At 75.5% G+C, this 437-nt stretch carries 1 protein-coding gene; it reads right to left on the bottom strand.

From position 1 onward, the window contains the following. Positions 1 to 437, bottom strand: a 437-nt coding sequence (locus tag HMPREF9056_RS13500) for a biotin/lipoyl-containing protein (RefSeq protein ID WP_301280243.1), incomplete at both ends; no start/stop codon positions are given.

Here is a 437-nt window from a genome sequence, read left to right as displayed (position 1 = left end):
GCCGGGGCGGGCGCTGCCGCCGGGGCCGTCGACGGGGACCCGACGATGGCCAGGACGGTGCCGACCTCGACGGTCTCGTCCTCGGGGACGCGGATCTCCAGCAGGACGCCGGATGCGGGGGAGGGGACCTCGGTGTCCACCTTGTCGGTGGCGACCTCCAGCAGGGGCTCGTCGGCCTCGACGGTGTCGCCCACGGCCTTGAGCCAGGAGGAGACCGTCCCCTCGGTGACGGACTCACCCAAAGCGGGCATCGTCACCTCGGTGCCCTCGGCGGAGCCCGCAGCCGGTGCGGGGACTGGCGGCGCTGCGGGAGCCGGTGCCGGCTCAGCGGCAGGAGTGGGCTCCGGTGCCGCGGGCGCCTCGGCGGGTGCAGCCGGTGCGGAGCCCGCCTCGGAGGGATCACCGATGATGGCCAGGACGGTGCCGACCTCGACGGT

The organism is Actinomyces sp. oral taxon 170 str. F0386, assembly GCF_000195595.1.
GTDB lineage: Bacteria > Actinomycetota > Actinomycetes > Actinomycetales > Actinomycetaceae > Actinomyces.
This window is presented reverse-complemented; position numbering and strand designations above follow the sequence as displayed.